The sequence below is a fragment of the Nonomuraea zeae genome (assembly GCF_005889725.1).
GTDB lineage: Bacteria > Actinomycetota > Actinomycetes > Streptosporangiales > Streptosporangiaceae > Nonomuraea > Nonomuraea zeae.
Window position 1 is genome coordinate 18,057 of the sequence record NZ_VCKX01000059.1, and the last position, 24,343, is coordinate 42,399.

The 24,343-nt window shown below is 70.6% G+C and carries 20 protein-coding genes; 9 read left to right on the forward strand and 11 right to left on the reverse strand.

All coding sequences use genetic code 11. The features are described 5' to 3' along the window. Positions 1–84 precede the first annotated feature (84 nt). The 3 genes from ETD85_RS20445 (at position 85) to ETD85_RS20455 (ending at position 5,294) form a co-directional block, all read left to right on the forward strand. Positions 85–642, forward strand: a complete 558-nt coding sequence (locus ETD85_RS20445; RefSeq protein WP_138691347.1) for a TetR/AcrR family transcriptional regulator — start codon at positions 85–87, stop codon at positions 640–642. 57 nt (positions 643–699) lie between these two features. After that, on the forward strand, positions 700–2,550 hold the full coding sequence (gene typA / locus ETD85_RS20450) for a translational GTPase TypA (RefSeq protein WP_138691348.1): 1,851 nt from the start codon (positions 700–702) through the stop codon (positions 2,548–2,550). A gap of 215 nt (positions 2,551–2,765) precedes the next feature. Next, positions 2,766–5,294, forward strand: coding sequence for a hypothetical protein (locus ETD85_RS20455; RefSeq protein WP_138691349.1), 2,529 nt, complete (start codon positions 2,766–2,768; stop codon positions 5,292–5,294). Between the two features lie 78 nt (positions 5,295–5,372). On the opposite strand, the gene ETD85_RS20460 is transcribed toward ETD85_RS20455, so the two are convergent. The 3 genes from ETD85_RS20460 to ETD85_RS20475 form a co-directional block, all read right to left on the reverse strand. After that, positions 5,373–6,023: a DUF2461 domain-containing protein gene (locus tag ETD85_RS20460; RefSeq protein ID WP_138691350.1), complete on the reverse strand. Its 651-nt coding sequence runs from the start codon at positions 6,021–6,023 to the stop codon at positions 5,373–5,375. Positions 6,024–6,067: 44 nt separating this feature from the next. Further along, positions 6,068–6,859: a polysaccharide deacetylase family protein gene (locus tag ETD85_RS20465; protein ID WP_138691351.1), complete on the reverse strand. Its 792-nt coding sequence runs from the start codon at positions 6,857–6,859 to the stop codon at positions 6,068–6,070. 468 nt (positions 6,860–7,327) lie between these two features. Further along, complete coding sequence (locus ETD85_RS20475) at positions 7,328–7,903, reverse strand: helix-turn-helix domain-containing protein (protein WP_138691353.1); 576 nt, start codon at positions 7,901–7,903, stop codon at positions 7,328–7,330. Positions 7,904–7,994: 91 nt separating this feature from the next. Between ETD85_RS20475 and ETD85_RS20480 the strand changes: the two genes are divergently transcribed. Next, positions 7,995–8,834, forward strand: coding sequence for a DMT family transporter (locus tag ETD85_RS20480; RefSeq protein WP_240779265.1), 840 nt, complete (start codon positions 7,995–7,997; stop codon positions 8,832–8,834). A 70-nt stretch (positions 8,835–8,904) separates the two neighbouring features. Next, a complete protein-coding gene (locus tag ETD85_RS20485; protein WP_170246765.1) occupies positions 8,905–9,801 on the forward strand; it encodes a sensor histidine kinase in 897 nt (298 codons plus the stop codon). Here ETD85_RS20485 and ETD85_RS20490 read toward each other — a convergent pair. Further along, complete coding sequence (locus tag ETD85_RS20490; protein WP_138691356.1) at positions 9,798–10,394, reverse strand: sigma-70 family RNA polymerase sigma factor; 597 nt, start codon at positions 10,392–10,394, stop codon at positions 9,798–9,800. The two genes, ETD85_RS20485 and ETD85_RS20490, sit on opposite strands and share 4 nt — an antisense overlap. Positions 10,395–10,629: 235 nt before the next feature. Here ETD85_RS20490 and ETD85_RS20495 point away from each other — a divergent pair, with 235 nt between their 5' ends. Next, positions 10,630–11,703, forward strand: coding sequence for a PLP-dependent cysteine synthase family protein (locus ETD85_RS20495; RefSeq protein ID WP_138691357.1), 1,074 nt, complete (start codon positions 10,630–10,632; stop codon positions 11,701–11,703). Here the strand turns inward: ETD85_RS20495 and ETD85_RS20500 are convergent. After that, on the reverse strand, positions 11,700–12,671 hold the full coding sequence (locus tag ETD85_RS20500; RefSeq protein ID WP_138691358.1) for an ABC transporter substrate-binding protein: 972 nt from the start codon (positions 12,669–12,671) through the stop codon (positions 11,700–11,702). The two genes, ETD85_RS20495 and ETD85_RS20500, sit on opposite strands and share 4 nt — an antisense overlap. A gap of 97 nt (positions 12,672–12,768) precedes the next feature. Here ETD85_RS20500 and ETD85_RS20505 point away from each other — a divergent pair, with 97 nt between their 5' ends. From ETD85_RS20505 to ETD85_RS20515, 3 genes are read left to right on the forward strand one after another with little or no spacing between them, the layout of a single operon-like run. Then, positions 12,769–13,803, forward strand: coding sequence for a FecCD family ABC transporter permease (locus ETD85_RS20505; protein WP_138691359.1), 1,035 nt, complete (start codon positions 12,769–12,771; stop codon positions 13,801–13,803). Then, a complete protein-coding gene (locus tag ETD85_RS20510) occupies positions 13,803–14,846 on the forward strand; it encodes a FecCD family ABC transporter permease (RefSeq protein WP_138691360.1) in 1,044 nt (347 codons plus the stop codon). Before ETD85_RS20505 ends, ETD85_RS20510 begins: the two co-directional genes overlap by 1 nt. Continuing rightward, positions 14,843–15,652: an ABC transporter ATP-binding protein gene (locus ETD85_RS20515; RefSeq protein ID WP_138691361.1), complete on the forward strand. Its 810-nt coding sequence runs from the start codon at positions 14,843–14,845 to the stop codon at positions 15,650–15,652. Before ETD85_RS20510 ends, ETD85_RS20515 begins: the two co-directional genes overlap by 4 nt. On the opposite strand, the gene ETD85_RS20520 is transcribed toward ETD85_RS20515, so the two are convergent. The 6 genes from ETD85_RS20520 to ETD85_RS20545 form a co-directional block, all read right to left on the reverse strand. Beyond that, complete coding sequence (locus ETD85_RS20520; RefSeq protein WP_240779266.1) at positions 15,567–17,249, reverse strand: tetratricopeptide repeat protein; 1,683 nt, start codon at positions 17,247–17,249, stop codon at positions 15,567–15,569. The two genes, ETD85_RS20515 and ETD85_RS20520, sit on opposite strands and share 86 nt — an antisense overlap. Positions 17,250–17,618: 369 nt before the next feature. After that, entirely contained in the window at positions 17,619–18,791 is a 1,173-nt protein-coding gene (gene ftsY / locus ETD85_RS20525; protein ID WP_138691363.1) for a signal recognition particle-docking protein FtsY, read from the reverse strand. Between the two features lie 52 nt (positions 18,792–18,843). Continuing rightward, positions 18,844–22,548 carry a chromosome segregation protein SMC gene (gene smc, locus ETD85_RS20530; protein WP_138691364.1) on the reverse strand — a complete coding sequence of 1,235 codons (3,705 nt, stop codon included), beginning with the start codon at positions 22,546–22,548 and terminating at the stop codon, positions 18,844–18,846. 175 nt (positions 22,549–22,723) lie between these two features. Continuing rightward, a complete protein-coding gene (locus ETD85_RS65835; protein WP_090938435.1) occupies positions 22,724–22,918 on the reverse strand; it encodes a hypothetical protein in 195 nt (64 codons plus the stop codon). 191 nt (positions 22,919–23,109) lie between these two features. Beyond that, positions 23,110–23,397, reverse strand: coding sequence for an acylphosphatase (locus ETD85_RS20540; protein WP_138691365.1), 288 nt, complete (start codon positions 23,395–23,397; stop codon positions 23,110–23,112). A 20-nt stretch (positions 23,398–23,417) separates the two neighbouring features. Beyond that, positions 23,418–24,320, reverse strand: coding sequence for a LysR family transcriptional regulator (locus ETD85_RS20545; protein WP_138691366.1), 903 nt, complete (start codon positions 24,318–24,320; stop codon positions 23,418–23,420). Between the last annotated feature and the right edge of the window lie 23 nt (positions 24,321–24,343).

Sequence of the window (24,343 nt, forward strand, 5' to 3'; positions counted from 1 at the left end):
CTATGTAGCTGCCCCGGCCCGGCGTCCGCGCGCGGCCCGCCCTGGCCGGGCCCCGGCGCGGACGCGGCCCCGTACGCTTGATCCATGCGGGACGACTCCCTCGATCGCATCCTCGACGCCGCCTACGCCGGGATGCTGGAGCAGGGCCTGCGCCGGCTGACCATGGACGACGTCGCCAGGCGTGCCGGGCTGGCCCGCGTCACCGTCTACCGGCGCTTCGCGCGCAAGGGCGATCTGATCCAGGCGGTGATCCTGCGCGAGCTGAAGCGGTTCCTGAAGGCGTTCGAGCAGGCCCTGGCGCCGCTGCCGACGCCGGCGGACCAGGTGACGGAGGGGTTCGCGATCACGTTGCGTCTCGTGCGCGGCCATCCCCTGCTGAGCGGCCTGCTGGCCAACGAGCCCGAGACGATCCTGCCGCAGCTCACGCTGGAGGCGGGGCCGTACCTCGCGGTGGCCAGGGAGCAGCTGGCCGAGCATCTCGACACTCCCGACGCGGAGGCGGTGGCGGAGATGTTCATCCGCATCGCGCTGTCTTTCGTCCTCATTCCGGACAGCGCGATCCCCTTGGGCAACGACGACGACGCCCGCTCTTACGCCCGCCGTCACCTCGTCCCGCTCTTGCCATCAGAGGGGATCAACTAGACTTATAAGGTCGCGACTTCGCGCGGCCGCCCCCACGACACAGAGCGAGACGTCATCATGCCTTTGAACAGCCGCGACGACCTGCGGAACATCGCGATCATCGCGCACGTCGACCATGGCAAGACTACGCTGGTCGACGCCATGCTCTGGCAGTCCGGGGCCTTCCGTGCGAACCAGGATGTCGATGACCGCGTCATGGACTCCAACGACCTCGAGCGCGAGAAGGGCATCACCATTCTCGCGAAGAACACCGCCGTCAAGCACGGCGGCATGACCCTCAACATCATCGACACCCCGGGCCACGCCGACTTCGGCGGCGAGGTCGAGCGCGGCCTGTCGATGGTCGACGGCGTCGTGCTGCTGGTCGACGCGTCCGAGGGCCCGCTGCCGCAGACCCGCTTCGTGCTGCGCAAGGCGTTCGCCGCGAAGATGCCGGTCATCCTGTGCATCAACAAGGTCGACCGCCCCGACGCCCGCATCAAGGACGTCGTGGACGAGGTCTACGAGCTCTTCATGGACCTCGACGCCACCGAGGAGCAGATCGACTTCCCGATCGTCTACGCCTCCGCCAAGGCCGGCCGGGCCTCGCTCAACCGTCCCGACGACGGCGGCATGCCCGACTCCGAGGACCTCGAGCCGCTGTTCGACATCATCAAGTCGACCATCCCGGCGCCGACCTACGACCCCAACGCGCCGCTCCAGGCGCACGTCACCAACCTCGACGCCTCCTCCTACCTCGGCCGCATCGCGCTGTGCCGGATCCACCAGGGCGTCATGCGCAAGGGCCAGCAGGTGGCCTGGTGCCGCACCGACGGCACGATCCAGCGCGTGAAGATCACCGAGCTGCTCATGACCGAGGCCCTTGAGCGCAAGCCCGCCGAGGAGGCCGGCCCCGGCGACATCATCGCCATCGCGGGCATCCCCGAGATCATGATCGGCGAGACGCTGGCCGACCCCGACGACCCGCGCCCGCTGCCGCTGATCACGGTGGACGAGCCCGCCATCTCCATGACCATCGGCACCAACACCTCGCCGCTCGTGGGCAAGGTCAAGGGCTCGAAGGTGACCGCCCGCATGGTGAAGGACCGGCTGGAGAAGGAGCTCGTCGGCAACGTGTCGCTACGCGTGCTGCCCACCGACCGGCCCGACGCCTGGGAGGTCCAGGGCCGCGGCGAGCTGGCGCTGGCCATCCTGGTCGAGCAGATGCGCCGCGAGGGCTACGAGCTGACCGTCGGCAAGCCGCAGGTGGTCACCAAGGTCGTCGACGGCAAGGTGCACGAGCCCGTCGAGCGCCTGACGGTCGACTGCCCCGAGGAATACCTGGGCGCGGTCACGCAGCTGCTGGCCGTGCGCAAGGGCCGCATGGAGCACATGACCAATCACGGCACCGGCTGGATCCGGATGGAGTTCGTGGTCCCGGCGCGCGGGCTGATCGGCTTCCGTACCGAGTTCCTGACCGAGACGCGCGGCACCGGCCTGGTGCACCACGTGTTCGACTCCTACGAGCCCTGGTTCGGCGAGCTGCGCACCCGCAACAACGGCTCCCTGGTGGCCGACAGGTCCGGTCCCGTGACCGCGTTCGCGATGCTCAACCTTCAGGAGCGCGGCACCCTGTTCGTCGCGCCGACGACCGAGGTCTACGAAGGCATGATCATCGGCGAGAACTCCAGGTCGGACGACATGGACGTGAACATCACCAAGGAGAAGAAGCTCACCAACATGCGCTCCTCCACCAGCGAGGAGACGGAAAAGGTGATCCCGCCCCGCAACCTGTCGCTGGAGCAGGCGCTGGAGTTCATCCGCGAGGACGAGTGCGTGGAGATCACCCCGGACGCGGTCCGCATCCGCAAGGTGGTGCTCGACGCCTCCGTCCGCGGTCGCGCCGCCGCGCGCGCCAAGCGCGCCTGAGCCGAGGATTCTGACAAGCCGCGCTTTGCTCGCTTTTATGCGAACAAAGCGCGGCTTCCTGGTAAGTATCGGCAGTAAGAGTCCCGGCTCCGCCACGTGCGATGGATGGGCGCTCCCGGGTCCTGCCGTAAAGAAAAGTTGTTATGGGAGCAGCTGTAATCACACCGTGACCCGATGAGATAGAACATCCGGCCTTGCCGGAGAATCATCCATTTGTGGGAAAGCTCCGGATCGCAATCGCGTTCGGGCTGGCTCTGGTGTCTTTCGGGGCGATCGTTTGGTGCACCGTCGCAGCCAGACCGGTAGCGGGCCCTGCCCCGCCCAGAGGAATCACGGCGCCCAACCCGTGGGCGGCCGCCGCCGGCCGCGCCGACCCCGTCGCCCGCTGGGCCCGCGAGGCCACCACGGAGGTGATGGTCACCAGGGCGAGTGAGCGGGATCTGGCGGCCGTGCCCCAGGGACGGCTCGATCCGCGCCAGCGCCAGGTCAAGGTGACCGTCTTCCACTGGCTCAAGCTGACCCCCGAGGATCCCCTCATCGGGGCGTTGCGCCAGGGCGGCGGGTTCCCGCATTCGCTCGCGCAGGCCGTCGACTCCGTGTTCGGCGCGATCAAGGTGGACGGCCCCGCGCTGGGACCCACGACCCGCCTGGCCCCGGCCCTCGTCTCGGACGCCGGGCACACCACGGCCAAGTTCACGGTGACGCTGCTGCGGCAGGTCAAGATGGACGAGCTGCTCAAGCTGGACTTCGGCCCGCCCACCGCCGCCGACCCGCTCATCGTGCCCGACCGGTCGATCGCGGTGCTGCCCGGCGAGTGGACGGTGCTGCGGCTCGAAGGGATCACACCGGACAGGGAGCTGGCCGAGCGGCTGGAGTTCGCCGTCGGGGGCTACCCGGTGAGCATGACCCTGGCGCCGGATTCGTACGGGTTCGCCGACGTGGTCGAGGCGGACGACTTCTCGTGGGCCACCGCGCTCGGCGTCCTCACCGCGCTCGCGCTGCTCGCCTACCTGCTGCGCTCGCTCGGCAAGGGATGGTGGCAGCGGCCGCCCAACAGGGAGCTGGTGATCGGGCTCGCGCTGGCCGCGCCCACCCTGCTGATCCCGCTGGTCGCGAAGGACTGGGTGGCGGTGACGTACGTGGTGCTGTTCGTCGCGGTGCCGGCGCTCACGCTGCGGCACGCCGGGCGGGTGCTGCCGACCAGCCCGCCGTGGACGACCCGTGACCTGCTGGTCGTGACCGGTCTGGGGGTCGTGGTCGGCCTCGGCATGCTGAGCTGGTCGTGGCTGCACGGGCAGCTGTCGGGGCAGGCCCTGCTCGCCGGCGGCGCGGTGGCCGCGGTCGCGGCGGCCGGGTCCGCGATCGCGTTCAGCGTGGACCTGGGCGTCCGGGCGGTGATCGTACGCCTGTCCGTGCTGTCGGCCGAGGCCGCGATCGGGCTGCTGGCGCTGGCGCTGTGGCTGCGGGCGCTGCTGACGGGGGTGTACCCGCCCGACAGCATCCGGCTGGTCCTGGCGCTGGGCTGGGCCGTGATCCCGATCGCCGCGGTGGCCGTGGCGACCAAGCAGTGGCAGCGCTCCGCCGTGGTGGCGGCCGTGCTCGTCAGCCTGCTCGTGCAGGGCTGGCCGACCGAGTGGCTGGACTCCGGGTCGTGGAGCCTGGCGGTGAGCCGGCCGGAGCCCATGATCGGCAACCTCGTGCTCGATCCGATCGTGCGCGGGGTGCTCGGGCTGTTGCTGATGGGATTCGTGATGCTGGTGCTGCGGCTGAGGCGGCTGGGCGGCCGGCTCGCGGCCATCGACAACCCGGTCGTCGAGTCCACCATGATCACCGTGCTGATGGTGCTCTACATCACACCCGGCGGCAGCACCACGCTGGCCGACATCGACGTGCCGCTGCCGCTGCTGGCGATCACGTCCCTGGTGGCCTGGGCCACGGCCAGGTGGCTGCTCACCGGCCCGCGTCCGGCCATCGCCGAGCCGGCCACGTACGAGGAGCACCGGCGGCTCGTCCGGGCCGCCCTGCACAAGCGGCTGCTGCTGGTCTCCGAACAGGAGCTCTACCGCATCGGGCGGAACAGGATCGGCGCGGGCGACATGTCGATGGCCGACTTCGACGAGCGACGGCAGACGCTGGAGGCGGCGCTGCGCGAGCACGGGCGGCATCCGGAGACGGCGTTCGCCACGGCCGCCGGGTGCACGCCGTGGCACAACGGCGTGGCCGCCTTCACCGTCAGCCTGCTGCTGAGCCTGCCCTTCGCGCTCGTGTACGGCTGGCCCGAAGGCGTGGACCTGACCAGCTTCGTCTTCGACGGGCGCTACCTGGTCACGCTTCCGGCCTTCGGCTTCCTGTTCGGCTACTTCTATCCGCGCGTGCGCGGCACCCAGCCGATGACCAAGGCCCTGCACCTGACGGCGGCGGCGCTGCTGACCGAGCTGTCCGGCTATCTCTCCACGCTGGTCGAACCGGACATCGGGCCGTTCGACAAGGCGCAGGTGGTGGGCATCGTGGTGGGTCAGGTGATGATGGTCTGCGTCGGGCTCGGGTTGTTCTGGGAGTGGCGCATCATGCACCTGGCCGGGGAGCCCTGGGCGCGGGTGCGTACGCTGCGCAGCGTACGCAGCCTGGCGGCGCCGGCGCTGGCCATCGTCCTGGCCGCGGGCACGACGGCGGCGACGTCGGCGGCCGGGCAGACGGTGGACCGCATACTCAAGGGCGACCAGGTCAGCACCGCCCCGAAGTGACCCGCGAGCCCACTCCCCAGCACCCCGGAGTGACCCGCAGACCCTTTGAGCAGCACCACGAAGTGACCGCGGTCCCGGTCAGCGGCGCGGGAGCTCGCTGCCCCGCACGTGGGCGCAGAGCCACTCGACCAGCGGCCCGCAGGCCCGCCACGTCTGCGCCACGCGCTCGCGCACCACCTGCGTGTGCACCCACGGCTCGGGCTCGAAGCTCACCCCCGCGTAGAGCGACTTGTGGCGCAGCAGCTCGATCCGCGGATGGTCCTCGGTGAACCCCCTGGGCTTGGTCTTGAGCCGCTCGCCGTAGAGCGCGTATCCGGCCGCCGTCAGCGCGTCCGTGATCGACTCCAGCGCCTTGCCCGAGAGGTCCTCGTCCACGGCCGCGCGGAAGCGGGCGACCTGGTCGGACGCCTGCGTGTAGATCCCGCCCGCGATGAACAGCCCCGCGGCGCTGACCTCCACGTAGAGCCCGATCCCCGGCAACAAGTCGATAAAAGCCCCTTGATGGGTCTTATAAGGCGTCTTGTCCTTGGAAAAGCGGACATCCCGATACGGCCGGAAGAGCTGGGCCGCCCCGAACTCCGCCGCCAGCTCGTCGGTGAGCGCGAGCATGGGCTCGCGCACCGCCTCTTCGTAGAGCTGCTTGTGCCGGGTGAAGTAGGTCTTGGAGTTGTCCGCCTCAAGCCCCTCGTAATAGAGGAACGCCTCGTCGGGAAAGCCGGTGAAACCCATGTGTCAAGGGTCCCACGCGGCACCGGCAACCGGCGCGGCGACCGTCACCGCTCCGTGTACGTACGCCCGGGCGCGGGCGTCTTGCCGTACAGCTCCGAGACCGTGACGAACGTGAAGCCCTTCTTGCCCAGCGTGTCCAGCATCGACGGCACGGCGTCCACGGTGGTGCGGTGGATGTCGTGCAGCAGGACGATCGAGCCGGGCTTGGCCGCGCCGGCCCGCTTGGCCACGGTCTTGGAGACCCGGTCGCGCCAGTCGAGGGTGTCCACGTTCCAGAGGATCTGGGCCAGCCCCTCGCGCCGCGTCTCGGCCGCCACCTCGTCGTCGGTGGACCCGTACGGCGGCCGCATCACCCGCATCCGCACCCCGGTCAGCCTCTGCACGATGTTCTCGGTGTGCTTGAGCTGATGCCTGAGCTCCTCGTGAGACAGCCCGGCCAGGGCGGGATGGCTCCAGGAGTGGTTGCCGATCTCGTGACCGTCGTTCACGATGCGGCGGACCGTGTGGCCGCCCTTGTCCGCGGCCACCATCTGCCCGATGACGAAGAACGTGGCCCGGACGTCACGCCTGCTCAGCTCGTCGAGCAGCTTGCCGGTGTACTCGCCGGGCCCGTCGTCGAACGTCAGCGCCACGCACTTGATCCGGGCGCAGTCGAACTTGCGGCTGCGCGGCCACCCGGACTGCATCGACACCAGCCACTTGGCCAGGACGACGGGATCGACGACGGCCGGCCTGATGGGCACGACCGGGGCCCTGACCTGCTCACGGTGCGGCACCGACTTGGTGACGCAGCCGACCAGGGCGAGCAGGGCCAGCGGCAAAGCCCATACGCGCATATTTCCCCCCGAAACGCCGCATGCGGGGGCCTACGGATAGTCCTGGACCGGTCTCCCCCGCAGTTCCCTGGCCAGGTCGTCCCACCAGAGTGGGATATCCGCCTGCAATTCCTTGTAGCGGCGCGCCACGCGCATGGCACATCCGACCGGATCCGTACCCAGATGCCGACGTTTCACCGGGCCTTCCTGCCAGCGGTAAAACCCGTCTCTATACCGAACGACCAGACCTATCCACACGGAGATGGTCGCGTCGTCGCCTATTTCGTACGCACTGGTGACGCCCAGACCATGAAGCTCCGTATGGAGCTTCTCCGTCGCCGCTCGGGCCTCACTCACACGCCACCCCCCGGCCGGTGCGCACGCCGACGTTTCGCCGTACACCTGGGATGTACCCAACAACGGGCATCAGCCGTCCAAGACATGGAGTAATCATTGAACTCCGAGGAGTGATCAGGAGGGTGTTCGGCGTTATTGGTCATGCGCCTCACGCGGCTCCGCGACCACCATCACGAACCGCAGCTCCGACTTGCCCCTGTTCGCGTAGCGATGCGGGCGATCGGCGGTGAAGAGCACGGCGTCGTCCTTGCCGACCACGTGACTCCTGCCATAGACGGTCAGGGTCAGCTCGCCGTCGAGCACGGTCAGCATCTCGCGGGTGCCCGGAGGGTGGGCGTCGCCGTCGTGGTGCTCGCCGGGCGCCATCCGCCAGTCCCACAGCTCCAGGATCATCGGGACGTCCGCGCCGACCAGCAGCCGCGCGTGCACCTCTCCCTGGCTGAACGTGACCACGTCGGCCTTGTCCACGATCCGGACGACCGGAACGTCGGCGACCTCGACCAGCCTGGCCACGGTCACGCCCAATGCGGAGGCGATCCTGGTCAGGGTGGAGACGCTCGGGTTGGTCCGGCCCTGCTCCACCTGGACGAGCATGCCCCTGCTCACGCCCGACCTGGCGGCCAGCGCGTCGAGCGTCAGACCACGATGCGCGCGCTGCGCGCGCACGTTGTTCGCGATGGCCTGGTTGATGAGGTCCGGATCTTCCATGCAGTGCAGTTTAGTGAAACCGATTTGCAGTCTATTGCACCTAATGTGTTGTACTACCGGTGCAACCTGTTGAACCATGAGGGAGGGAAACGTGACAGTGATCCTGGCCACCGCCTGCGCGGTGGTGTACGGCACCGCAGACTTCTTCGGCGGCCTGGCCACCCGGCGATCCCAGGTGTTCTCGGTCGTCGTGCTGTCGCAGATCGCCGGGCTGGTCCTGATCCTCGGCCTGCTGCCGCTGCTGCCCGGCACGTTCGGAGCACCCGCGCTGACCTGGGGGCTGGCGTCCGGGCTGGCGGGGGCCGCCGGGCTCGTGCTGTTCTACCGGGCCCTCGCCATGGGCGTCATGTCGGTGGTGGCCCCCACGACCGCGGTCACCTCGGCGGCGCTGCCGGTGACGTTCGGGCTGGCGACGGGCGAGCGGCCCGCGGTCTGGGCGCTGGTGGGCGTGGCGCTGGCGCTGGGCGCGGTGCTCCTGGTCAGCCAGGAGGGCTCGGGGGGCCGGCGCGCCTCGCTGTCCTCGGTGCTGGCCGCGCTGGCGGCGGGAGCCGGGTTCGGCGGCTTCTTCATCCTGCTGTCCATGGCCCCGCACGAGGCCGGCCTGTGGCCGCTGGTGGGCGCCCGGCTGTCGTCGATCTCGCTGGTGGCCCTGCTCGCCGTGCTCGCCAGGCGCGCGCTCAAGCCCGGGCCCGGCTCGCTGCACATCATCGTGGCCGCCGGCGTGCTCGACATGGCGGCGAACGTCCTCTACCTGCTCGCCCAGCAGGACGGGCTGCTCAGCCTGGTGGCCGTGCTGGTCTCGCTCTATCCCGCCAGCACCCTGCTGCTGGCCAGGCAGGTGCTGGGCGAGCGGCTGCGGGCGGTCCAGGTGGCCGGTGTGGCCTGCGCGCTCGTGGCGGTGGCCCTGATAGCCGTTGCGCAGCACCACTAGCGCTTGCTACGTTTCGCCCGTGCGCCCAGATCGGGCACGTTCCGATGGTGAGTCGCTGAAGCACGTTGCGGTGCCGTACGACTCTGACGAGGCCCTCCTGGGCCTGACCGTGCCGCGCGTGCGGTCCGCGCTGCACGAGGGCAGGCGCGTGCTGGTGATCACCTGCGCGACCAAGCTCGCCCTGCTGGCCGACGCGCTGGGGCGGGACGCCGGGCAGATCGACAGCCGCGTATCGACGGCCTGGTTCGGGCACCCGTACCGGACGCTGGCCGCCTACCACGAGTACACCAGGGGCCGCCGTACCCTCATCATCGGCGAGCCCGTCTGGGAGGGCAGGAGCGAGCGCGAGGTCAGGGAGTACATCCGCTACGAGTCCGTGCTGAACGCCGCGCTCCAGACGGCCGCGACGGTCATGCTGTGCCTGTACGACATACGGAAGGTGCCGGAGTCCGCGCTGGACTTCAGCCACGTCAACCACCCGCTGCTGCTCGGCAGTGACGGCGGCGAGGCGGCGAGCAGCCGCTTCGTCGAGCCGCACGAGCTGGTGCTGAACGGTGACCGCGCACCACTCCCCGAACCGGCCGGCGACGCCGAGACGATCAGGTTCACCGCGCGTGAGCTGAAGCGGCTGCGCCAGGCCGTCGGCGACTTCGCCAGGGCGGCCGGCATGGACCGCAACCTCATCACGTCGCTCGTGATCAGCGTGTCGGAGATCGCCGCGAACAGCGTCGAGCACGGCGCGGGGTACGGCACGATCACGATGTGGGTGCACGACGGGGAGCTGGTCTGCGAGATCGCCGACCCCGGCGGCGCCCTGGACGACCCCTTACCCGGCTATATACCACCCGAGCCCGAGTCCCCTCGGGGATACGGGCTCTGGATCAGCAGGCAGCTCTGCGACCTCGTCGAGCTGCGCACCGAAGGCGGCGTGTTACGCGTCCGCCTTCATCTCAATATGGGGGCCTAGGCAGCGGCACGCTGGGCGGGCAGGCGCACGGCGCCCTCCTCGCGGACGTACTCCTCCAGCATCCCCCGCAGCTGGCGGCGGCCACGGTGGAGGCGGGACATGACGGTCCCGATGGGCGTGCCCATCCGGTCGGCGATCTCCTTGTACGCGAACCCCTCGACGTCGGCCAGGTAGACGGCCACGCGGAAGTCCTCGGGCAGGGACCGCAGGGCGTTCATCACGACGCTGTCGGGCAGCCGGTCGAGCGCCTCGTTCTCAGCCGACCGCAGGCCGGTCGAGCTGTGCGACTCGGCGGCGTGCAACTGCCAGTCCTCGATGTCCTCGGCGGCGGACAGCTTGGGCGAGCGCTGCTTCTTGCGGTAGTCGTTGATGAAGTTGTTCGTGAGGATCCGGTGCAGCCAGGCCTTCAGGTTGGTGCCCTCACGGAACTGGTGGTAGGACGTGTACGCCTTGGCCACGGTCTCCTGCACCAGGTCTTCCGCGTCGGCGGCGTTACGGGTCAGGCGCATGGCGGAGGCGAAGAGCTGCGACGTCACGGGCACGACATCGCGCTCGAACCAGTCCTGGCGCTGCTCATCGGTCATGGTGATCATTCATTCCCCCTTGCGCTATCCCCCGTTTCGGCATGAGCCGCCTGACGGCGTTCCATCATCGCAAGTCCCGCCTAAGGGACGCGTTAGAGAGCCCGCCTTGATCAGAAGGGGTTTCCGTCCATCTGCTCGCGACGTGCGTTATCACGTCCACGGCCGGACAAGTCTCATTATCATAACACTAACCACCCAATTTCGCAGTAATAGTGGCGAGAGTCACATGGGATAGCGTATGAGGATGAGTTTCGTGGACCGGCATGACCCGGACGTACGCCGCTGGGTGGCTGAGGCCATCCGCAGGGTCGAGGCCGACGCCAACCGTAGTTGCGATACACATCTGCACGTCTTTCCGCTGCCCTCGGATTGGGGGGTAAACCTCTACCTGAAAGACGAATCAGTGCACCCGACCGGTTCACTGAAGCACCGACTGGCCCGATCTCTATTCCTATATGGTCTGGCGAACGGCTGGATCGGGCCCAGCACGACGATCGTGGAGGCGTCGAGCGGCTCGACGGCCGTCAGCGAGGCCTATTTCGCCCGCCTGCTGGGCCTGCCCTTCATCGCCGTCATGCCGGAGTCGACGTCGCCGGAGAAGTGCCAGCTCATCGAGTTCTACGGCGGCAAGGGCCATCTCGTGGCCGATCCCGGCGCGATCTATGAGGAATCTCACCGTCTGGCCGCCGAGACCGGCGGCCACTTCATGGACCAGTTCACCTACGCGGAGCGGGCCACCGACTGGCGAGGCAACAACAACATCGCCGAATCGATCTATTCCCAGATGTCGATGGAGCCCTATCCGGAGCCGGCCTGGATCGTGGTCGGCGCGGGGACGGGCGGCACGTCCTCCACCATCGGCCGCTACATCCGCTACCGCCGCCACACCACGCGCCTGGCCGTCGTCGATCCGGAGGGCTCGGCCTTCTACCCCGGCTGGGTCTCCGGCGACGCCACGGTCACCGCTCCCGGCTCCCGCATCGAGGGCATCGGCCGGCCCCGGGTGGAGCCGTCGCTGCTGCCCACGGTCATCGACCGCATGATCGCCGTGCCCGACGCCCGCTCGATCGCGGCCATGCACTGGACCCGCGAGGTCACCGGCCTGGACGTGGGCGGCTCGACGGGCACGAACATGGCCGCCTGCGTGGATCTCATCGCCGAGATGCGCGAGCGCGGCCAGCGGGGCAGCATCGTCACGCTGATCTGCGACAGCGGCGACCGCTACAAGGGCACGTACGGCAACCCCCGCTGGCTCGCCGGCCAGAACCTGGACATCGAGCCCCACCTGGCCGAGCTGCGCGCGTTCCTGCCCGTCTAGGAGGCGGCCCTGGCCGGGTCCACGCCGAAGATCTTCGCCACGTCGTCCAGCATGGAGTGCGCGCCCTGGATGCCCACGGCGCTCATCCACGTCAGGTCGCTGACCTCGTGCTTGTCGCCCTTGAGCTTGCCCCACAGCGGGTTGTTCACGAACTTCTCCTTGGGCCCGTCGGACGCCGGGTCCGGATAGGTCGCGATGAAGAGGTGGTCGGCGTCCAGGTCCGCGATCCGCTCCTGGCTCAGGTTCACCGCGATGGTGTCCTGCACGGTCGGCTGGCCCTCGGGCCTGGTGAACCCGACGTCCTTCAGCACCAGGCCCGAGTAGGAGTTCTCGACGTACAGGCGGGTCGTGGGCTCGCCGGCGAAACGCACGATCGAGATCGTCGGCAGCTTGCCGTCCTTCGCCGTGATCTCCTCGCCGATCTTCCTGGCCCGCTCCTCGTACGCCTTGATCTTGGCGTCGGCGAGCTCCTCCTTGCCCAGGGCCTGCCCCACGAGCCGGAGGTTGTCCTTCCAGATGGCCCCGGTGGTCTCGCTGAACACGGTCGGCGCGATCTTGGCCAGCTTGTCGTAGTCCTTCTCGTGCCGGACCTTCGCCGAGAGGATCAGGTCGGGCTTGAGCGCCATGACCTTCTCCAGGCTCGGCTCCTCCAGCGTGCCGACCGGGGTCGCCTCCTTGCCGTACTGCTCGGCGACCGGCCCGAGGTAGTCGGGCAGCTTGGAGTCGATCGAGCGGTACGTCGTGTACCCCACGACGGGCGTCTCCAGCGTGAGTACCGCGTCGACGAAGCTCTGGTCCAGCGCCACCACCCGCTTGGGCTGGGCCGGGATGACGGTCTCTCCCATCGCGTGCTTGACGGTCCGGAAAGGCGCGCCGGACGCCGGCGCCGCCGCCGGCTCGGCCGAAGAACCGCAAGCGGCCAGCGCCGCCACCAGGACAGCACCGACCAGAGCACGCAACGGTCTCATCGAAATCCCTTCGCAAAAATAAGGCAACCCTAAATTAGGTTAGCCCTGCCTAAGCTGGCATACTTCACCAGGATCCGGCAAACGTTGAGGAGGAGCGGTGAGCGCAACAGCGGTCGCGCCGCGCCTCCGGATCATCCGGCACCGCCGGCTCACAGTGCTGACGGCACTGCTGATCGCGGTCGCGGTGGCGGTCCTGCTGAGCATCACGATCGGCTCGAAGCCCGTGCCCATCACCGACGCCTGGCACGCGCTCACCGCCCCCACCGGCACCGAGAACGACATCGTCATCCGCTCGCTGCGCGTCCCCAGGACCGTCCTCGGCGTGCTCGCCGGGATCGCGCTCGGCGTGGCCGGCGCGCTCATGCAGGGCCACACCCGCAACCCGCTCGCCGACCCCGGCCTGCTCGGCGTCACGCAGGGCGCGGCGTTCGCGATGGTGGCCTCGATCATCCTGCTCGGCGCCTCCAGCCTGCTCGCCTACATCTGGTTCGGCCTGGCGGGGGCGCTGGTCGCGAGCGTGGCGGTGTTCGCGCTCGGCATGGTCGGCGGCAGGGGCGGGCCGACCCCGGTGACGCTCGCGCTGGCCGGCACCGCCGTGAGCGCCTTCCTGTACGCGCTGACCTCGGCCATCGTGCTGCTGGACGAGCAGGCGATGGACGTGTTCAGGTTCTGGCAGGCGGGCTCGATCGCCGCCAGGGGCTCCGACGTGGTCTGGCAGGTGCTGCCGTTCATCCTGGCCGGCCTGGTCCTCGCGATGGTGAACGCCCCCGGGCTGAACGCGCTCTCCCTCGGCGAGGACGTGGCCAGGAGCCTCGGCCAGAACATCGCCATGACCAGGACCGTCGGCGTCGCGGCCGTCACCCTGCTGGCGGGCGCCTCCGTCGCGGCGTGCGGCTCGCTGGCCTTCATCGGGCTGATCGTGCCGCACCTCGTACGCCCGCTGTCGGGCACCGACCACCGGTGGCTGCTGCCGTTCTCGGGGCTGGTCGGCGCGGCGCTGCTGCTGGTCGCCGACGTGATCGGCCGCGTGGTGGCCCCGCCGGGCGAGTTGGAGGTCGGCGTGGTGCTCGCGCTGCTCGGCGCCCCGTTCTTCGTCGCGCTCGTCCGCCGCAGGAAGCCCGTGCGGCTGTGATGACCACTCTCCCCCTGCGCGTCGGCGGCCTGTCCTGGCAGGTACGCCTGCGCGGCGTCGCCGTCGCGCTGGCCGGACTCGTCCTCCTCGTCGTGCTCATGGCCATGAACATGCGCATCGGCGACATCCGGATGACGCTGCCCGAGGTCGTCGCCGGCACCTTCGACGTCGACAGCGCCGCCCACTTCGTCATCATGGAGCTGCGCCTGCCACGCGCGCTGACCGGTGCCCTGGTCGGAGCCGCGCTCGCGCTGTCGGGCGCCATCATCCAGTCCATCGCGCGCAATCCCCTGGCCAGCCCCGAGATCCTGGGCGTCACGACCGGGGCCTCCGTCACCGTCGTGGCCGGCGTCGTGGCCAGCGGCAGCGCGTACGGCGGCGCCAGCGGCCTGCTGTCCACCCTCGGCATCCCGGCCCTGGCCCTGCTCGGCGGCCTGCTCGGCGCGGCCGTCGTGTACGGCCTGGCCTGGCGGCGCGGCCTGGACGGCTACCGCCTGGTCCTGGTCGGCATCGGCGTGGCCGCCGTGTTCACCAACGTCAAGTTCTGGCTCCTGACCATCGGCGACGTGAACGACACCAGCCGCGCCATGGTCTGGATCAGCGGCTCGCTCAACGGGCGCGGCTGGGAGCATGTGGTGCCCACCGCGCTGGCACTGGCCGTGCTGGTGCCGCTGACGCTGCTCGGCACCCGCTCGCTCGACGCGCTGCGCTTCAGCGACGACACCGTCACCGCGCTCGGCGTCCGGATGAACCCCGCCCGCGCCCTGATGATCCTCGCCGCCGTCCTGCTGGCAGCCGTGGCGACCGCCTCGGCCGGCCCGATCGCGTTCGTGGCGCTCGCCTCGCCCCAGATCGCCCTGCGGCTGGTGCGCTCGGGCCGGCCGCCGCTGCTGTGCTCGGCGATCATCGGCGGCGTGCTCACCACGGCCGCCGACCTGATCGCCAGGACCGCCTTCTCCCCGCTGGAACTGCCCGTCGGCATCGTCACCGCCGTCCTGGGCGCCCCTTACCTGATCCATCTGATCTGGAGGTCACGCAAGTGAGACTGCAGGCCGCCGACGTCAAGCTCGGGTACGGAGACCGCCTCGTCGTCGACGGTCTCGACCTCGGCATCGAAGCGGGCACCGTAACCACCATCATCGGCCCGAACGGCTGCGGCAAGTCCACGCTCCTGCGTGCGCTCGGCCGCCTGCTCAAGCCCCAGGGCGGCGAGGTGCTGCTGGACGGCAAGCGCATCGACAAGATCCCCACCCGCGAGGTCGCCAAGATCCTCGGGGTGCTCCCCCAGTCGCCCAGCGCCCCGGAAGGGCTGACCGTGGCCGACCTGGTGGCCAGGGGCCGCCATCCGCACCAGACCTGGTACCGGCAGTGGTCGTCGGACGACGAGGGCGCGGTGAGCGCGGCACTGGACATGACGGGCCTGTCCGACCTGGCCGAACGGCCGCTGGAGGAGCTGTCGGGCGGCCAGCGGCAGCGGGCGTGGATCTCCATGGCCCTGGCCCAGGGCACGGACCTGCTGCTGCTCGATGAGCCGACCACGTTCCTGGACCTGGCGCATCAGGTGGAGGTGCTGGAGCTCGTCCGGCACCTGCACCAGGAGGCGGGCCGCACGGTCGTCATGGTCCTGCACGACCTCAACCTGGCCGCCCGCTACGCCGACCGCCTGGTCGCCATGCGCGCGGGCAAGGTGATCGCCGCGGGCGGACCCCACGAGGTGCTGACCGAGGAGCTGCTGCGCGACGTGTTCGAGCTGGACGCCAAGGTCATCGCGGACCCCGTGGCAGGGACTCCTCTGGTGGTCCCGATCGGGACGCGCCCTCGTCATCAGTCCGGGAAGCCGGCGGCCTGACCTCGCGCAGCTCGGCGAGCGCCCGGCCGACGTCCTCGTCGCCGGGCGCCAGCTCGGCGGCCCTGACCAGGTCCTGCCTGGCCTGCTCCGGCAGGCCGGCGGCCCGGTAGACGACGGACCTGTTGAACAGCAGCTCGGCCGTCTCCTCCAGCTTGAGCGCGTGCGTCAGGTCCGTCAGCGCGGCGCTGCGGTCGCCGCGCTCGAAGGCCAGCTCGGCCCGGCTCGCCCAGGCCGCCACCAGCTCGGGGTCCAGCTCCAGCGCGGTGTCGAACGCCATCCGCGCCTCGGGGTAGCGGCTCTCGGCCAGCTCGATCTGCCCGAGCACGCACAGCAGGTGGGGGTCGCGCGGGGCGAGCCGCAGGCCCTGCTCCACGTCCTGGCGCGCGCGGGCGTAGTCGCCGGCGGCGGCGTGCAGGCCGCTCCTGTTGACGTACGCGGGCGTGAAGGAGGGGTCGAGATCCAGCGTGTGGTCCAGATCGGCACGCGCGCCTTCGTGGTCGCCGGACACGAACCGCAGCTCGGCCCGGTTGTAGTACGCCTCAGGGAAGGGCGGGCTGAGCCGCATGACGCTCTCGTAGTCCGCCAGCGCCTCGGCGAGCCTGCCGAGCTTGTGCAGCAGGTTGCCCCGGTCGAGGTAGTAGTCGGGATAGCCGGGGTCGGCCTCGATCGCGCGGGTGTAGTCGGCCAGCGCCGCCTCGTGCCGGCCCGCCATGGCCAGCAGCTGGCCCCTGTTGGCGTACAGGACGAGCCGGTGTATCGGGTGCTCGTCGGCCAGGTCGGTCTCGGCCAGGTCGATGGCCTGCCGGACGAGCTCCGCAGCCGCGGCGCGGCGGTCCCTGCGCACCTCCACCAGGGCCTTGCCGTTGAGGTCGAACCCGAGGTGGAAGGCCCGCTCGCGGCGGTCGGGCAGCAGGGAGGTGATCGTGATCGCCTCGTTGACCCAGGCCAGCGCCTGTTCGGGGTCGCGGCGGGCCGGGTCGTGGTGGCGTACGAGGATCATGGCGGTGGCGTAGGCGGCCGTGGCGCGGCGCTTCGGGTCGGTGCTCTCGCGCCTGGCCCGGTCGTAGAGCTCGCGGGCCTCGTCCTCGCGCTCGACGGCCTCAAGAGCGCCGGCGACGCGCTGCAGGAGGTGCTCCCAGCCCGCCGGATCGTCCTCGTACGTCAGCCCGCGCAGCGCTTCGAGCCCCGACTCCGCCATGGCGTGGTGGAAGCCCTCGTCGCGGAAGCGGTCGAAGTCGGCCGGCAGCGGCCCGGCCCCGGGCGCCGACGGGCCCTCCTCGATGCGCAGCAGCTCCGGGGCGAGTCTGCGCCGCAGCACGGTCACGAGCTCGGCGTCGGTGTGGTCGGCCTCGCCGAGGTTGTGCACGCTGAGCGTGAGCGGACCCGCGCGGAGCAGGTGGTCGCGGACGAACTCGGCCAGCCCGTTGGCGATCCTGAGGGTGCGGCGCGCGCCCGGGACGAGGATGCGCTGTGCCCTGGGCAGCTCGTCAGCCAGAGATCGCCGGCGTGCCGGGACCAGGTCGCGCAGCGCGGGGGCCGCGGCCCGGATCTCGATGTCGTACGCGGCGACCAGGCCGGGCCAGCGCTCCAGCGCCACCGGGACCAGGTGGCCGAGCAGCCCGGCGGCGAACGTGTAGGGGCCGCCGATGCGGCGGTCCGCGTCCAGAATGATCGTGTCCCCCTCCCCGGATCCGAATCCGGCGCCGGCCGGCGTCTCCGGGGAGCCGCCGGCCGAGCTGTGCGACTGGGGTGCTCAGGCCGAGTGCCGCGGCGCGGCCGCGGCGGTCGGCTTAACGGTTCCGGGCCTGTGCACGACGATCTTCTTCATGGGGCGGCCTTTCACGTTCGCTGCGGGACCGAGCGATCACTCGATGACCGGTACATGTCAACACATTGAAAAGTGGCCGATCAAGATTTATCTGGTAAGGGGCATTTCGCCGGGTTTTTTGGCCACGTCCGTAATCGCTCAGTCGCCCAGAATCGCGTCCACGAACACCTCGGGATCGAACGGTGCCAGGTCGTCGGGGCCCTCGCCCAGCCCCACCAGCTTCACCGGGACGCCGAGCTCCCGCTGCACCGAGATCACGATGCCGCCCTTGGCGGTGCCGTCGAGCTTGGTCAGCGCGATGCCCGTGATGTTCACCACCTCGGCGAACACCTGCGCCTGGCGCATGCCGTTCTGGCCCGTGGTGGCGTCGAGGACCAGCAGCACCTCGTCCACCGTGGCCTTCTTCTCGATGACCCGCTTGACCTTGCCCAGCTCGTCCATGAGGCCGGTCTTGGTGTGCAGCCGGCCCGCGGTGTCGACGATGACGACGTCGGCCTTCTCCGACATGCCCTTGGCCACGGCGTCGAAGGCCACGGAGGCCGGGTCGCCGCCCTCGGGGCCGCGCACCACGTCGGCGCCGACCCGGTCGCCCCAGGTCTGGAGCTGGTCGGCGGCCGCCGCGCGGAACGTGTCGGCCGCGCCGAGCACGACCTTCTTGCCGTCGCCGACGAGCGAGCGGGCGAGCTTGCCCGTGGTGGTGGTCTTGCCGGTGCCGTTGACGCCCACGACGAGGACCACCGCGGGCCGCTCGCCGTGCTTCTGGATGTGCAGCGTGCGGTCGAGGTCGGGGTTGACCTGCGCGAGCAGCTGCTCGCGCAGCAGCTTGCGCACCTCGTCGGGCGTGCGGCTGCCGAGCACCTTGACCTTGGTGCGCAGCTCCTCGACCATCGCCTGGGTCGGGGCCACGCCCACGTCGGCGGTGATCAGGCTCTCCTCGATCTCGTCCCACACGTCGTCGTCGAGACGGTCGCGGGAGAGCAGCTCCAGCAGCCCGCGCCCGAACGCGCTCTGCGAGCGCGCCAGCCGGGAGCGCAGCCGCACCATCCGGCCGGCGGACGGCGGCGGCTTCTCGATCTCGGGCGGGAGGACGACCGGCTCCGCCGGCTTGACCGGCGGCGGCAGCGTGGTGGTCGCGCCCTCGTCCTCCTCACCCACCCCCGGGGGCAGCTTCTCCTCCGGGAGCGTGGGGGCCTCCGGCGGCTTGACCGGCGGGGCCGCCTTACGTCCCGGTCTGAAGAGCAGGAAGAGACCGCCGGCCGCCAGCAGGGCGACGACGGCCACGATCACGATGACGCCGAGATAACCATCCACAAGATGTCAGTTTTCCAGATCGACCGGCATGGTATGCCCAATGCCACCCCGATCAGGCAGACTCGCGCTCGCGCAATCGCTGGCTGACCACCTGTGTGACGCCGTCACCGCGCATCGACACGCCGTAGAGGGCGTCGGCGATCTCCATCGTGCGCTTGTTGTGGGTGATCACGATGAGCTGCGAGCTCTGCCGCAGCTCCTCGAACAGGGTCAGCAGCCGCTGCGTGTTGGTGTCGTCGAGCGCGGCCTCGACCTCGTCCATCACGTAGAACGGCGAGGGCCGGGCCTTGAAGATGGAGACCAGGAACGCCACCGCCGTCAGCGAGCGCTCGCCGCCGGACAGCAGCGACAGCCGCTTGACCTTCTTGCCCGGCGGCCTGGCCTCGACCTCGATGCCGGTGGTCAGCATGTCGGCGGGCTCGGTCAGCACGAGCCGCCCCTCGCCGCCGGGGAAGACCCTGGTGAAGACCTGTGCGAACTCCCTGGCCACGTCCTCGTACGCCGAGGCGAACATCTGCTCCACCCGGTCGTCGACCTCCTTGACCACGGTCAGCAGGTCGCGCCTGGTCTTCTTGAGGTCTTCGAGCTGCGAGGTCAGGAACGCGTGCCGCTCCTCCAGCGCCGCGAACTCCTCCAGCGCCAGCGGGTTGACCTTGCCGAGCTGGTTCATCTGCCGCTCGGCGGCCCTGGCCCGCTTCTCCTGCTCCTCGCGCACGTACGGCACCGGCGGGTCGCCCGGCACGGGGGCATCCGGGCCGTATTCGGAGATCAGCGCCTCGGTCTCGACCCCGAACTCCTCCAGCGCCCGCTGCTCCATCTGCTCCAGGCGCAGGCGCTGCTCGGTGCGGGCGACCTCGTTGCCGTGCACCCGGTTGACCAGCCGGTCCAGCTCCTGGCCCAGCTCGCGGACGCGCAGGCGGACCTGCTTGAGCTCGGCGTCGACGGCGACCCTGGCCAGGTCGGCCTCGTCGCGCTCGGTGGAGGCGAGCCGTACGGACTGCGTGAGGGCCCTGAGCACCTGCTTGGCGCCCTTGCTGACGGCCTCGGCCACGGCGGCCTGCCGCCTGCGCCTGGCCCGCTGGGCGGCGGCCAGGGCGCGCTCCTGGCGCTCCCTGCTCGCGGCCCGCAGCAGGCCGTCGGCCCGGCCCTCGATGCCCCTGACGCGCTCTTCCGCGGTGCGCACCTGGAGGCGGGTGTCCATCTCGCGCTGCCTGGCGGACTCGCAGGCGCCGGCCAGGTCGTCGCGGAGGTCGGTGGTGGGCTCGGACTCCAGCTCCTGGGCGTATTCGGCCTCGGCCAGCCGGATCTCCAGCTCGGCCAGCTCCTCCAGCCCTTCGGTGCGGGCCTCCGTCGCCCTGGTGACGCTCCTGGCCAGCCGCTCGGCCTCGTCGCGCGCGGCGTTGGCGGCGGCCTCGATCTGGGCCAGCCGCCTGGCCGCGGCGGCGTTGCGCTGGTCGGCCTCCCGCTGGCGGCCTCTGACCTGGTCGAGCGCGCCCTGGGCGGCGCTCACGCCGGCCTGGGCGGTGGTGACGGCGGTCTGGGCCTCGTTGACCTGGGCCTGGGCGGCTTCGAGCGCGGCCTGCGCGGCCTGCTCCCCGTCTATCGCCTCGTCCAGTGCCGCCGCGCTCTCCTCGGCCCCGGCCTCGGCCGCCTCCAGGTCTCTGACGGCCTCGTCGAGCGCCGCCCGCACCTGGAGCACGGAGGTGCCGCCTTCGGCGCCGCCGGTGGCCAGGTGGGCGCCGACCAGGTCGCCCTTGGTCGTGACGGCCCGCAGGCCGGGGTGGCGCTCGACGATCGTGCGCGCGCTCTCCAGGTCGTCCACGACCACGACGCCGGCCAGCACGTGATCCAGGGCGGGCCGCAGGTGATCGGGCACCGTCACCAGATCGGCCGCCCAGCGCCCGCCGCCAGGAGCCGCGGCGCGCGGCGCGCCGTGCCCGGCGGCCGTCTCGCCAGGGTCCTCCCCGCCCGGCAGCGCGACCAGGAGCGTCGCCTGGCCCGCGCTCTGGGCGCGCAGCAGCTCCAGGGCCTCGACGGCGGTGTCGAGCGTCTTGACGGCGATCGCCTCGGCGACCGGCCCGAGCACGGCCGCCACCGCGAGCTCCGCCCCCGGCGTGACCTGCATCGAGGCGGCCAGCGGCCCCAGCACCCCGCCGAGATCGGCCTCCAGTAGCGCCGCGCCGCCGTCGCCCTTGGCCAGGCCCAGCTCCAGCGCGTCGCGGCGGGCGGCCAGCGCGGCCACCGAGCGCTGCGCCTGCTGGTCGGTGGCGCGGGCGGTGCTCACCCCCGCCTTGGCGGCCTGCACGGCGGCGCGCGGCGCGTCGAGGCCCGACTTGGCCTCCTCCGCCGCCGCCCTGGCCTCGTCGGCGACCGCTCTGGCCTCCTCCACCACGGCCTGCGCGGTGGCCAGCTCCTCGATGAGCGCGGGGTCGGTGGCGGGCTCCTCCTCGCGCTGCGTCTCCAGGTCCTCCCTGGCCTGCCGCTCGCGCTCGGCGGCGTCGGTCACGGCCTGCCGGAGCCGCCCGATCTCCTCCTCGGCGGCCCTGGCCCGGCTGCGTACGGAGTCGACCTGGCCGCGCAGCTTGGCCAGCCCTTCGCGGCGGTCGGCGGCGGCCCTGGCGGCGAGAGCGAGCCGCTGCTCCTCGGCGCTCAGCTCGGCCTCGGACTCCGCGCGCCGCTGGACGGCCTCCTCCAGCAGCTCGTGCGCCTGCTCCAGCTCGGCCCGCAGGATGAGCTCCTGCTCGCGGACCTCGCCCGCCTCGCGTTCGAGGTCTTCGGGATCGCGCCCGCGGCGCTCGATGGCGGCGGCGTCGATCGCGTGCCTGTGGCGCTCGGCGGCGAGCTGCTCCAGGCCGGTGATGCGCTCGCTCAGCGACGACAGCCTGAAGTAGGTCTCCTGCGCGGCGCTCAGCCTGGGCTGCGCCTCGGCCTCCGCCGCCTCCAGCGCGGCCTCGCGCTGCTGGCCCTCGGCCAGCTCCGCCTCCACCTGGCGCCGCCTGGCCGTGATCGCGGCCTCGTCGGCGGCCTCGCGCTCCAGCGTCGTGCGCAGGATGCGCATGTCGTCGGCGAGCAGCCGCAGCCGGGCGTCGCGCAGGTCGGCCTGGATGACGGCGGCCTTGCGGGCGATCTCCGCCTGGCGGCCCAGCGGCTTGAGCTGGCGGCGCAGCTCGGTGGCGAGGTCCTGGACGCGGGTCAGGTTGGCCTGCATGGCGTCGAGCTTGCGCAGCGCCTTTTCCTTGCGCTTGCGGTGCTTGAGCACGCCCGCGGCCTCTTCGATGAAGGCCCGCCGGTCTTCGGGGCCCGCGTGGAGCACGGCGTCGAGCTGGCCCTGCCCCACGATGACGTGCATCTCGCGGCCGATGCCCGAGTCGGACAGCAGCTCCTGGATGTCGAGCAGGCGGCAGGTGTCGCCGTTGATCGCGTATTCGCTCTGCCCCGACCTGAACATCAGGCGGCTGATCGTGACCTCGGTGTAGTCGATGGGCAGCGCGCCGTCGGAGTTGTCGATCGTCAGCGTCACCTCGGCCCGGCCGAGCGGCGGCCTGGAGGAGGTGCCGGCGAAGATGACGTCCTCCATCTTGCCGCCGCGCAGCGACTTGGCGCTGTGCTCGCCCATGACCCAGGCCAGGGCGTCGACGACGTTGGACTTGCCCGAGCCGTTGGGGCCGACGACGCAGGTGATGCCCGGCTCGAAACGCAGGGCGGTCGCGGAGGCGAAAGACTTGAAGCCGCGCAGGGTGAGGGTCTTCAAATACAAGCGCGGCCCCCTTCTCCCTGAACGGACTCGGAAAAGACTACTGGTCCTTACTGCCCTTCGCGGGCACGTACAGTCCGGACCGCCCCGTCCAGGGCAAAGGAAGCTTTCCGAATCAGCGCAAATAACAAGGGACGCCTCTTCGAGACGTCCCTGGGGTCTTGCGCTCCGATCACTCTCAGGTGAGTGCCGGCTCGCGCTCTTGCATGCGACTTAGCGCTTCGTCGCGAGTTTGCGCCGCAAGAGCGTCATTGGTGGCCTGAAGTCGGATGAGTTCTGCCTCCAGATCCCGGATACGCTGCTGCAAACGGCGCATCTCCGAGACCATTCGAGGGTCAGGACCGCCGACGTGGCCGAGTAGAGCCTTCGCCATGGTAAAGGGTCCTCCACGCTGAGTGACCAGACTGGTTCGCGCACTTCTTATTCCGCGGGAGGGGTGCGCGTGGTACCTAACAAGAGTCGCACCGGCAGTGTGGGCGGTCAAGTCGAACGAACCGCTGAGCCCCACTGGTAGGCACTCCCGACATACAACTATACCCTATTTGGGCTGTTTAACGAAACGCGTCACCGCTCAACAAAACCGGGCAAACTACCTCGGGGTTCGCTCCAACGTTCTACTACTCCATCCACTCTTCCCGGCGTGTCGCAACCTCTGAGCAGCTCCAGGAGCTTGACGCACGCCGCGCGCGTCCCCTCCGCGACGACCTCGACCCGGCCGTCATCGGTGTTGCGCGCCCAGCCCGCGAGGCCGAGCTCCAGCGCCCGGGCTCTGGTCCACCACCGGAACCCGACACCCTGCACCCTCCCCCGTACCCAGGCGGTCAGACGGACGTTCTCCCCGTTCTCTGACATTTCTTCTCCCGTTCAGGGAATCAGGCCACCAGAACCTGACTTCTGACCGCGAACCGGGTCGCCGCCTCGTCGAAGGCCAGGATGGCGGCCGTCTCCTCCGCTTTCACCCAGGCCAGCCCGAAGATCGACGCGGGCAGCCCGGTGACGGGCACGAAGCTGATGTCCTGGCGGTGCTGCTGGACCGCCGTGGGCGTGCAGAACAGCATGCCGCCCCGGTCGAGCGCCACCTGGGTCAGGCCCTCCTGGGTGGTCGCCACCTTACCGGCCTGCGGAATGGGCCGTCCTGACGGGGTCGCCGTCGGCGCGACGCGCTCGTGCCACAGGCGCGGGGCCGGCCCGTCCAGGCCGATCAGCGGTACGCCGGCCAGCTCCTCCACGCCGATGCCCGCCCGTCCCGCGAACGGATGCCGGCTGGAGACGCCCAGCTGGTAGGAGACGTGGTTGAGCTCCTCGCCCGTCCGCAGGTCCGGCTCCTCCACCGGCAGCAGCGTGAATGTGATGTCCACCTGCCCGGCCCGCAGCTTCGTGAAGGGGTCGGAGAGCGGGATCTCCACCAGCTCGACCGCGCATCCCGGATAGCGGTCCTCGAAAGCCCGGACGCTGCCGGTGACGACGTCCGTGGGCGTGGCCAGGAAACCCACCCTGATGACGCCGCTCACCTCGCGGGCGGCCGCCTTGGCGCGGCTCACGGCGTTCGCGAGGCCGTCGTACGCGGGACGCAGGTCGGCCAGGAACCGCTCCCCCAGCGGCGTGAGCCGGACCCGCCTGCTGGTCCGGTTGAACAGCCGGCCGCCGATCCTGGTCTCCAGGGAGCGCATGAGCTGGCTCACCCGGCCGGGCGACAGGTAGAGGCGCTCGGCCGTACGCGCGAAGTGCAGCTCCTCCGCCAGCACCACGAAGCACTCCAGCTCCCTGAACTCCATGCCCGCCTCCGGTGATCGGTTAG

Coding starts and splice junctions, on each gene's coding strand:
- ETD85_RS20445 (WP_138691347.1), top strand. CDS start 85: ATGCGGGACGACTCCCTCGATCGCATCCTCGACGCCGCCTACGCCGGG.
- typA (WP_138691348.1), top strand. CDS start 700: ATGCCTTTGAACAGCCGCGACGACCTGCGGAACATCGCGATCATCGCG.
- ETD85_RS20460 (WP_138691350.1), bottom strand. CDS start 6,023: ATGGGTTTCACCGGCTTTCCCGACGAGGCGTTCCTCTATTACGAGGGG.
- ETD85_RS20465 (WP_138691351.1), bottom strand. CDS start 6,859: ATGCGCGTATGGGCTTTGCCGCTGGCCCTGCTCGCCCTGGTCGGCTGC.
- ETD85_RS20475 (WP_138691353.1), bottom strand. CDS start 7,903: ATGGAAGATCCGGACCTCATCAACCAGGCCATCGCGAACAACGTGCGC.
- ETD85_RS20490 (WP_138691356.1), bottom strand. CDS start 10,394: ATGATCACCATGACCGATGAGCAGCGCCAGGACTGGTTCGAGCGCGAT.
- ETD85_RS20495 (WP_138691357.1), top strand. CDS start 10,630: ATGAGTTTCGTGGACCGGCATGACCCGGACGTACGCCGCTGGGTGGCT.
- ETD85_RS20500 (WP_138691358.1), bottom strand. CDS start 12,671: ATGAGACCGTTGCGTGCTCTGGTCGGTGCTGTCCTGGTGGCGGCGCTG.
- ETD85_RS20510 (WP_138691360.1), top strand. CDS start 13,803: ATGACCACTCTCCCCCTGCGCGTCGGCGGCCTGTCCTGGCAGGTACGC.
- ETD85_RS65835 (WP_090938435.1), bottom strand. CDS start 22,918: ATGGCGAAGGCTCTACTCGGCCACGTCGGCGGTCCTGACCCTCGAATG.
- ETD85_RS20540 (WP_138691365.1), bottom strand. CDS start 23,397: ATGTCAGAGAACGGGGAGAACGTCCGTCTGACCGCCTGGGTACGGGGG.
- ETD85_RS20545 (WP_138691366.1), bottom strand. CDS start 24,320: ATGGAGTTCAGGGAGCTGGAGTGCTTCGTGGTGCTGGCGGAGGAGCTG.